Genomic DNA, 8,799 nt, shown 5'->3' on the forward strand with positions numbered 1-8,799 from the left:
CCCGCGGCGAGCAGGTGCTGCGCTGCCTGGGTGCCGCCACCATAGTTGTCGGTGTCGACGTACGTCAGTCCGTGCTGGCTCTGCCAGGGCCTGCCGATGAAGATGATGGGCAGGCCACTCTCCGCCAGCGGCCCCACCCAGGTGTCCCCCTGGTGGTGCGACACCACGATGGCCCCATCCACGTGCCCGCCCCGCAGGTAGCGCACGGTCCGCGCCGCATCGTTGCTGCGGGACATGAGCAGGACCAGCTGCACATCGGTTTCCCGCAGCGACTCGGTGACGCCGGTGATGACCATGGCGAAGAAGGGGTCCATCATGACGCGCATGTCCGGTTCAGGAATGACCAGCGCTATCGACGCGGTACGCCGGGTGACCAGTGACCGTGCCGCACGGTTGGGCGTGTAGGCGAGGGCGACGACGGCGGCGTCCACCGCAGCCTGCGCCTCCGGGCTCACCCGGCTGCCCCCGTTGATGGCACGCGACGCCGTCGACCGGGACACGCCGGCCGCCGCCGCCAGGTCCTCCAGGGTGGGGCTGTATTTCGCTCCCGGCGGGTGGGCGAGTCCGGGACGCCCGGCCCGTGGTTGCTGATCATTCATCACCTAGAGAATACGACACGATGACCTGCCAGCGGGGCCTACCTGCTGGTGGCCAGCACGGTGTCCCCCGGGCCAGTCACCGCCTCCGCGGGGCCGGGTCCCACCTGGTGCACCGGTCCGGGGGTCCGCAGCGCGTTGGCCGCGGCGGCCCGGGCATACCAGAGGGCGCTGGCCTTCGGAGTCCGCTGCTGAGTGTCATAGTCCACCCGGACCAGACCGAAGCGCTGGTGATAGCCCCACGCCCATTCGAAGTTGTCCAGGAAGGACCACGCGAGGTAGCCGCGCACGTCGGCGCCGTCGTCGATCGCTGCCCGGACCGCCCTCAGATGACTGTCGAAGTAGGCCAGCCGGTCTTGGTCGTCAACGAACCCCGACCCGTCAGGCACGTCATCGTAGGCAGCACCGTTTTCGGTGACGTAGACGGGGATGCCCGCCAGCCCGGTGTACTCCTCGTGGATGCGGACCAGCAGCCGGCGCAGGCCGTCGGGCTGCACCTCCCAGCCCATCCCGGTAACCGGGAGGCCGCGCGGTGCGGACCGTACCCCGTCGGCTGCGACATACGGCGACGCGACCGGTCGGCCCTGCGGGGCGTGCCCGCCGTCGTCGTTGGCAGGATCGACCGACGTCGTCACCGCCTCGCCGTGATAATAGTTCACGCCCAGCAGGTCAAGAGGCTCGGAGATGATGGCCAGGTCGCCGTCGTGGATGAACTCCTCCAGGCCAAGGTGGCGGACGTCGTCGAGCACGTCCTGGGGGTACTGGCCCCTGAACACCGGATCGAGGAAGATCCGGTTGAACTGGCCGTCGATGCGGCGGGCGGCGTCGACATCGGCGTCGCTGTCCGGGTCGACCGGATCCGGGACGGTGAGGTTGAGCGTCAGCCCCAGCTGCGCTGCCGGGTCACGCCGGCGCAGCTCCTGCGCCGCCAGCCCGTGGCCGAGGAGCAGGTGGTGCGCTGCGGCGAGCGCGGCGCGGGGGTCCTGCCTGCCGGGCGCGTGAATCCCCGCCGCGTACCCGAGGAACGCTGAACACCACGGCTCGTTCAGGGTGGTCCAGATGCGGACCCGGTCGCCGAGGGCTTCATGCAGCACTGCTGCATACTCGGCGAACCGGTAGGCGGTGTCGCGGTTGGCCCAGCCGCCCTGCTCCTCCAGCGCCTGCGGCAGGTCCCAGTGATAGAGGGTCAGCCAGGGCTTGATGCCGGCGGCGACCAGCTGATCCACCAGGCGGGAGTAGAACTCGATGCCCTCGATGTTCGGCGTCACGCCGTCCGGCATGCACCGGGCCCAGGAAGTGGAGAAGCGGTAGGCCTGCAGGTTGAGCAGTTTCATCAACGCCACGTCGTCGGCTGAGCGGTGGTAGTGGTCGCAGGCGATGTCACCGTTGTGCGCATCGGCAACCGCTCCGGGCTCCCGGGAGAACACGTCCCAGATGGAATCCTGCCGGCCGTCCTCGTGGGCTGCCCCTTCAATCTGGTAGGCCGCCGTGGCCGCACCCCAGAGGAATCCCTCCGGAAAGGTGATGTCTGTGTTGGTCATCCTTTGACTGCTCCTTGCATGATTCCTGAAACGAGTTGGCGTCCTGCGAGAACGAATACCAGCAGGAGAGGGATGGTCGAAAGCACTGCACCGGCGAGAACCACAGAGTAGTCAACGAAGTGGGCTGCCTGGAGTAGCTGCAGTGCCACCGGAAGAGTGGGATTGCTGGGGTCGAGCACGATGAATGGCCAGAAGAAGTTGGTCCAGGTGGCCATGAAGGTGAAGAGGGCCAGCATGGCGGCGGCTGGCCGAGCGGCCGGGAGCCCCACGTGCCAGAACGCCCTGATCATCGACGCCCCGTCGACCCGCACCGCCTCGATCAGCTCATCGGGCAGTGCGTCCCGGATGTACTGGGTCATCCAGAACACACCGAACGCCGTCACGAGGGCCGGGATGATCACCGCCCACAGGGACCCGGTCCAGCCAAACCTGGACATCACAATGAACAGGGGCACCACGCCGAGCTGGGTGGGGACCGCCATGGTGGCGATCACAAACACCAGCAGCCACTTGCTGCCCTTGAACTTCAGTTTGGCGAAGGCGAAACCGGCCAGCGTCGAGAAAAAGACCACCGAGAACGCGGTCACGCTGGAGACCAGCAACGAGTTCCCGAGCGCTGTCCAGAAGGGAATGCTGTCCAGCACCTGCGCCGCGTTGGCCAGGAAGTTACCGCCCGGCAGCAGGGGGATCCCGCGGGACAACACGGTACTGTCGTGGCTGCCGACCAGGTAGGACCAGTAGAGCGGGAACAGCGAACCGAGCAGGACGGCGCCGAGGAACCCGTAGGTGAGGAACCCGGGGCGCCGCCCGGTTCCGCCCGGGCCTTTCCGACGACGTCGGTTGCCCCGGCGGGACGCAGCGCGTGCTGCCCCCTTTCCTGCCGTTTGTGCGGTCAAGGGGATGGAGCTCACTTGGTGCCTCCCTGGTTGGCGATGCGCCGGGTGATGAAAAAGTTCAGGACTGCAATCAACACGATGATCAGGAACAGCAGCCAGGCGACGGCCGAGGCGCGTCCGAAGTTGCGTTGGCCCCACCCCAGTTCCCAGATGTACATCGTGAGGGTCTGCCATTGCCGGTCGGCTCCACCCAACCCGTACTGGTCGAACACCCGCGGCTCGTCGAAGATCTGAAGTCCGCCGATGGTCGAGGTGATCACCACGAAGATGACCGTGGGCCTCAGCATCGGCACGGTGAGCGAGAAGAACTGGCGGAGCCGGCCCGCCCCGTCGATGGCCGCCGATTCGTAAACGTCCCGCGGAATGGCCTGCATGGCCGCCAGGAAGATCAGCGTGTTGTAGCCGATCCAGCGGAAATTCACCATAGTGGCGATGGCCATGTGGCTGGCCGTCGGATCGGAGTGCCAGCGCACGCCCTCGAAGCCGAGCGACCTGAGAATCTCGTTGACCAAGCCGAACTGGTCGGCGAACAGGTTGTTGAAGATCAGGCCCACAGCCACCGGTGCGACGACGAATGGAACCAGTACCCCCATCCGCCAGAAGGTTTTCGCCCGCAGGTTCGCGTCGAGGAAGGCGGCGATGACGATTGCCGCCACCACCTGTGGCACTGAGGAGAGCAGGAAGATGCTGAACGTGTTGCCCACAGCGTTCCAGAAGAACGGCTGGGACAGGATGAACGTGTAGTTCTCCAGCCCCGCGAACTCCCCCTGGCCGCCGATCAGGTTCCAGTTGTGGATGGAAACCCAGGCCGTGTATCCCAGGGGAAACAGGCCGGTGATGGCGAACAGGAGGAAGAACGGCGAGATGTAGAGGTACGGGGAAAACTTCACATCCCAGCGGGACAGCCGATGGGAGAAAGTGATCCGTCGAACCTTTTTGGACGACGGCGGGCGCCGGGGTGGGGCTGGTTTCAGCGCCCGGTCGGTGACGGCCATGGTGTCAGAGCGCGTTGACCGCGGTGACGAACTTGTCCCAGGAGGAGGCGACGTCGTCGGTCTGGTCGACGTCGACACGGGTCAGGGCCTGCTGCATCGCATCGTTGATGGGGAAGTACTTCGGTCCCTTGAAGGGGGTGACGTCCACGGCCAGCGCCCGCTCGGCGAGGATCTCCCCGGTGGGTGCGTCGTTGAAGAACTCGTTGGTCGCGTCCAGCAGGTCGGTGCTTTCCAGTGCCTCGACCTGGCTGGGGAACGTGCCCTTCGCGTTGAATGCCTTGATCTGCTGTTCGGGTGCGGTGAGCCAGTCGGCGAGCTTCTTGGCTTCGGCCTGATTTTCGCCCTGCACGGGGACCGTCAGGTAGGACCCGCCCCAGTTGCCGCCACCGCCGGGGAAGACATTGGCAATGTCCCATCCTTCGACGCCTTCGGCGTTGCCCTCAATGACACCGAGCATCCAGCCGGGGCACAGCATGGTGGCAAACGCATCGGACTGGAATCCCGCCGTCCAGTCTTCGCTCCACTGGCCCAGATGCGCCGAGAGGTTGTCATCCACCGAGGCAGCGACCACGGTCTCGTAGATTTCCTTGACCTCGGCATTATCGGCGGCGATGACCGTGCCGTCCTCATTTTCGTAGGCATTCTCAACCTGGTTGATCATGCCCTGGTACGTGGCTCCGGCTGAATCGAACCAGGCGACACCGTCGCTGGCGGCGACGAAGTCCCGTCCAGCCTCAAAGTAGCTGTCCCAGGTGCCGCCCAGTAGCGCAGCGACTTCGTCCCGGTCGGTGGGCAGGCCAGCGTCCTCAAAGAGGTCGGCCCGGTAGCAGACACCCTGGGGGCCCACATCGGTGCCGTAGCCGATGAGCTTGCCATCCGGGGTGGTGGCGGCCTCGGTCTTCCAGTCCAGCCAGCGGCCGTCGACCGCAGGGTCGGCGAGGTCAGCGAACTGGTCGGGGAATTCCATCAGCTCCGCCAACCAGTCAACCTCGATCGCTTCGATGTCGGAGAGTCCCGACCCTGCGGCCAGCCGGGTGGTGAGGTTGTCGCGGGCCTCGTTGGAGGTGGCCGCCTTCTTGTGTTCGATGGTCACGTTGTCGTTGAGTTCTTCGTATTCGGTGAAGAGGTCTTCGTACCCGAACTCGTTGAAGGTGGCAACGGTGAGAGTGACGTCTGACTCGCCGGTAGCGTCGTCGATATTGCCCGCCGGGGCTGAATTGGAACCGCAGGCTGAGACGGCGAGGGCTAGGCAAACTGCGCTGGCTGATAGCGCGGTGAATCTTGCTCGATTGTGCACGGGGTGACTCCTTTGTCGGGTGATGACCTGAATCGTCATGGGAGCGCTCTCACGCTCTGGAATCATCCTTGAGTGACCTGCGTCTCATGTCAAGTGGGAGCGCTTCCACGGCCTCTAAATACGACTGCTCCGTCACCATCGCACCTAGTCAGGGGCCCGCGGCACGAACGGCCGTAATGCAATCGTTATCTCCGAGGTGGCCCTCAAAGGGCTAGGGGAAGGTCTTAGGCGCTGGACCATCGCTTGACACCGCGCCGCCTGCCGGTATTACCTAAGTGAATTACCTAATGACCATTCGGTCACTAATAACCAGACCGGTCAGCTTGTCCGGTCAAAACAGTGAGGTTCCAATGGCGGACACCGGTGCCCGACACACGCATCCTATCCTCGAGCAGGATCATGCCTCCCGCTGGTTAGGCATCGACGTCGTCGACCTGGCCGATGGCCACGCGATCATCACCATGCGCCTTCGCCCCGACATGCTCAACGGGTTTGGCATCGCCCACGGCGGGATGGTCTTTGCCCTCGCCGACTCGGCCTTCGCCCTGGCCTGCAACCCCATCGGTGAAACGGACACCATTACCGTCGCCTCGGGCGCGGACGTCACCTTCCTGGCCTCGGCCCATCCCGGGGATCTGCTGACCGCCACCGCTGACCGGCGCGCCTCAGCCGGGCGTAGCGGCCTCTACGACATTTCCATCTCCGCGGAAAACGAGAACGGTACCCGGGCGATTGCCGAGTTCCGTGGCCGTTCCCGGACCATCCCCAATCCCCAGCTCGCCAAGCCCAGCAGCGCCGCTGTCACCACCACAGAAAAGAGCCTCCCATGACCAGCACGGCACTCAAGGCCTCAGCCGCCGATCCCTCAACCCTTGACACCGAGGAACTGATGTCGAGGGACCAGATCGAAGCCCTGCAGCTGACCAGGCTCCAGCACACTGTGCAGTATGCCTACGACAGGGTCCAGTTGTACAAGGACAAGTTCGATGCGGCAGGGGTTCACCCGACGGATCTTAAAGAACTCAGCGATTTGTCGCTCTTCCCGTACACCACCAAGGAGGACCTGCGGCGCACCTACCCGTTCGGCATGTTTGCCCTCCCACAGCCCCAGGTGGCACGCATCCACGCGTCGTCAGGCACCACAGGGCGGCCCACAGTGGTCGGCTACACTGCTGGCGACCTGGACCGCTGGGCCACCCTCGTGGCGCGGTCCCTGCGGGCATCAGGGGTCAAGAAGGGCGACAAGGTGCACAACGCCTACGGTTACGGGCTCTTCACCGGCGGCCTCGGCGCCCACTTCGGTGCCGAAAAACTCGGCTGCACCGTCATCCCCATTTCGGGTGGGCAGACCGAACGCCAGGTCCAGCTCATCAAGGACTTCGAGCCGGACGCCATCCTCGCCACCCCCACCTACCTACTCACCATCCTCGACGCCATGGCAGCCGCGGGCATCGACCCCGCGAGCACCTCGCTGAAGACGGCCGTGCTCGGCGCTGAGCCCTGGACCGAGGAGATGCGCCACGAACTGGAGAACCGGATGGGGTTCGACGCCTGCGACATCTACGGCCTGTCCGAGGTGATGGGCCCGGGCGTGGCAGGCGAATGTGTCGAGAGCAAGGACGGCTCCCACATCTGGGAAGACCATTTCCGCCCCGAGATCATCGACCCGTTCACCGACAACGTGCTCAACGACGGCGAACACGGCGAGCTGGTCTTCACCTCCCTCACCAAGGAGGCCCTGCCCATCATCAGGTACCGCACCCACGACCTGACCCGGCTGCTGCCCGGCACCGCACGGCCCGGGATGCGCCGGATGGGCCGCATCACCGGACGCAGCGACGACATGATCATCCTCCGCGGGGTCAACCTTTTCCCCACCCAGATCGAGGAAATCGCACTGCGCATCCCAGCGCTCAGTCCGCACTTCCAGTTGGAAATCACGCGGCCTGAAGGCCAGCGGATGGATGCGATGACCGTCAAGATCGAGCCGCGTGAGGGAGTCTCGGCGCACGACGCCGAAACCGCTGCCAGCACCCTCAGCGAACAGATCAAGATTCACATCGGCTCCAGCTGCGCCGTCACCATCGCCGAGCCCGGTTCGCTCGCCCGGTCCAGCGGCAAACTCCGGCGGATCTACGACCTGCGGCCCAAGGCCGGCGCCTGATGCCAACCGCTCCCCCGGCGGCCAACCGGCGCGGCCGGCCCGGCTATGACCAGCAGGCTGTCCTCACCATCGCCGTCGACGTGTTCAACCGGCACGGATACGAAGCCACATCGATGGGCGTCCTCGCCGAAAACCTGGGGATCAGCAAGTCAGCCATTTACCATCACGTCCCTTCCAAAGGGGACCTGCTGCGTCTGGCGTTGGATCATGCGCTGGGCGGGCTGGAGGCGGTGCTGACCGATCCCGCAGCGACCTCGGGCAAGGCCGATGCCCGGCTGGAGTTCGTACTGCGGGGCACCATCGCCGTCCTGATCGAGCGGCTCCCCTTCGTCACCCTGCTGCTGCGGCTGCGCGGGAACACGGAGGTGGAGCGGGGCGCGCTGGAGCGCCGTCGTGCCTTTGACCGGCAGGTGGCGGCGCTGGTCGACGCGGCACGGACCGAGGGTTCCCTGCGGTCCGACATCGACCCGCGCACCACCACCCGCCTGCTGTTCGGCACGATCAACTCGATTGTCGAGTGGTACAAACCCGGCGGTGCCGTGTCGCCCGAGAAGCTGGCCGACGACGTCATCACCATGGTCTTCGACGGACTCCACCGCTCCTAGCCCGCACACCCCGCAACAGCCCTCCCGCCAGCTGNAGGGCACTCCGCACCCACCGGAGCTGACCGCTCGGCGGAGGGCTCGGCTCGGCCTACTTCTCGACGAGGGTCAGGACGTCGTAGGTCGCGACGACCTCGTCATCCTGGTTGTGCAGCACAGCATCCCAGGCCACTTCCCCGTATTCTTCGTCCTCGCGCGGGGTAATCCGCTTGGCCGTCAGGGTGACCCGGATGGAGTCCCCGGCAGCGACTGGGGTGATGAACCGCAGGTTCTCCAGCCCGTAGTTCGCGAGGACCGGCCCCGGAGCGGGATCGACGAACAGCCCCGCACCCCAGGACAACAGCAGGTAGCCGTGTGCCACGATGCCCGGGAAGAACGGGTTCGCGGCTGCGGCTTCCTCGTTGGTGTGCGCGTAGAAGGTGTCCCCGGTGGTATTGGCGAACGCGGTGATGTCCTCAAGGGTTACCTGCCGCAGGTCCGAGCGGATGGCGTCGCCAATCTGCAGGGCGGCAAGATCCTTCCGGAACGGGTGGGTGCCGTCAAACCGGCGCTCAGCACCGGTATGCCAGACCCCGGTGACCGCGGTGAGCATGTTCGGGGAGCCCTGGATGGCCGTGCGCTGCATGTGGTGCAGCACCGAGCGGATGCCGCCGAGTTCCTCGCCACCGCCGGCGCGGCCCGGACCGCCGTGGACCAGGTGCGGCACGG

The 8,799-nt window shown here is 65.8% G+C and carries 8 protein-coding genes and 1 pseudogene (1 of these 9 only partly in view); 3 read left to right on the forward strand and 6 right to left on the reverse strand.

Features of this window, described 5'->3' with window-relative positions; genetic code table 11:
• The 5 genes from K728_RS0113580 to K728_RS0113600 all read right to left on the reverse strand — a co-directional run.
• Positions 1–599, reverse strand: a 599-nt coding sequence (locus K728_RS0113580; RefSeq protein WP_019482375.1) for a LacI family DNA-binding transcriptional regulator, incomplete at its 3' end; no start/stop codon positions are given.
• 38 nt (positions 600–637) lie between these two features.
• The gene (locus tag K728_RS0113585; RefSeq protein WP_019482376.1) at positions 638–2,137 is read right to left on the reverse strand and encodes a GH1 family beta-glucosidase; all 1,500 of its coding nucleotides are present in this window, start codon (positions 2,135–2,137) and stop codon (positions 638–640) included.
• Complete coding sequence (locus tag K728_RS0113590; protein ID WP_019482377.1) at positions 2,134–3,048, reverse strand: carbohydrate ABC transporter permease; 915 nt, start codon at positions 3,046–3,048, stop codon at positions 2,134–2,136. Before K728_RS0113590 ends, K728_RS0113585 begins: the two co-directional genes overlap by 4 nt.
• Positions 3,045–4,028: a carbohydrate ABC transporter permease gene (locus tag K728_RS0113595; RefSeq protein ID WP_019482378.1), complete on the reverse strand. Its 984-nt coding sequence runs from the start codon at positions 4,026–4,028 to the stop codon at positions 3,045–3,047. Before K728_RS0113595 ends, K728_RS0113590 begins: the two co-directional genes overlap by 4 nt.
• A gap of 4 nt (positions 4,029–4,032) precedes the next feature.
• Complete coding sequence (locus tag K728_RS0113600; protein ID WP_443110853.1) at positions 4,033–5,364, reverse strand: ABC transporter substrate-binding protein; 1,332 nt, start codon at positions 5,362–5,364, stop codon at positions 4,033–4,035.
• Between the two features lie 311 nt (positions 5,365–5,675).
• On the opposite strand from K728_RS0113600, the gene K728_RS0113605 reads away from it, so the two are divergent.
• From K728_RS0113605 to K728_RS0113615, 3 genes are read left to right on the forward strand one after another with little or no spacing between them, the layout of a single operon-like run.
• On the forward strand, positions 5,676–6,155 hold the full coding sequence (locus K728_RS0113605) for a hotdog fold thioesterase (protein WP_019482380.1): 480 nt from the start codon (positions 5,676–5,678) through the stop codon (positions 6,153–6,155).
• Positions 6,152–7,489, forward strand: coding sequence for a phenylacetate--CoA ligase PaaK (gene paaK / locus K728_RS0113610; RefSeq protein WP_019482381.1), 1,338 nt, complete (start codon positions 6,152–6,154; stop codon positions 7,487–7,489). The genes K728_RS0113605 and paaK overlap by 4 nt, the downstream gene beginning before the upstream one ends.
• Positions 7,489–8,094, forward strand: coding sequence for a TetR/AcrR family transcriptional regulator (locus K728_RS0113615; RefSeq protein ID WP_019482382.1), 606 nt, complete (start codon positions 7,489–7,491; stop codon positions 8,092–8,094). The genes paaK and K728_RS0113615 overlap by 1 nt, the downstream gene beginning before the upstream one ends.
• A gap of 88 nt (positions 8,095–8,182) precedes the next feature.
• On the opposite strand, the pseudogene paaZ reads toward K728_RS0113615, so the two are convergent.
• Positions 8,183–8,799: pseudogene (gene paaZ, locus K728_RS19460) on the reverse strand (phenylacetic acid degradation bifunctional protein PaaZ); it runs 1,473 nt beyond the window's last position.

Origin of the sequence: Arthrobacter sp. CAL618, assembly GCF_000468215.1 — a bacterium.
In the GTDB taxonomy this organism is placed as follows: domain Bacteria; phylum Actinomycetota; class Actinomycetes; order Actinomycetales; family Micrococcaceae; genus Arthrobacter_D.

Coding starts and splice junctions, on each gene's coding strand:
- K728_RS0113615 (WP_019482382.1), top strand. CDS start 7,489: ATGCCAACCGCTCCCCCGGCGGCCAACCGGCGCGGCCGGCCCGGCTAT.
- K728_RS0113585 (WP_019482376.1), bottom strand. CDS start 2,137: ATGACCAACACAGACATCACCTTTCCGGAGGGATTCCTCTGGGGTGCG.
- K728_RS0113600 (WP_443110853.1), bottom strand. CDS start 5,364: ATGACGATTCAGGTCATCACCCGACAAAGGAGTCACCCCGTGCACAAT.
- K728_RS0113605 (WP_019482380.1), top strand. CDS start 5,676: ATGGCGGACACCGGTGCCCGACACACGCATCCTATCCTCGAGCAGGAT.
- K728_RS0113595 (WP_019482378.1), bottom strand. CDS start 4,028: ATGGCCGTCACCGACCGGGCGCTGAAACCAGCCCCACCCCGGCGCCCG.
- paaK (WP_019482381.1), top strand. CDS start 6,152: ATGACCAGCACGGCACTCAAGGCCTCAGCCGCCGATCCCTCAACCCTT.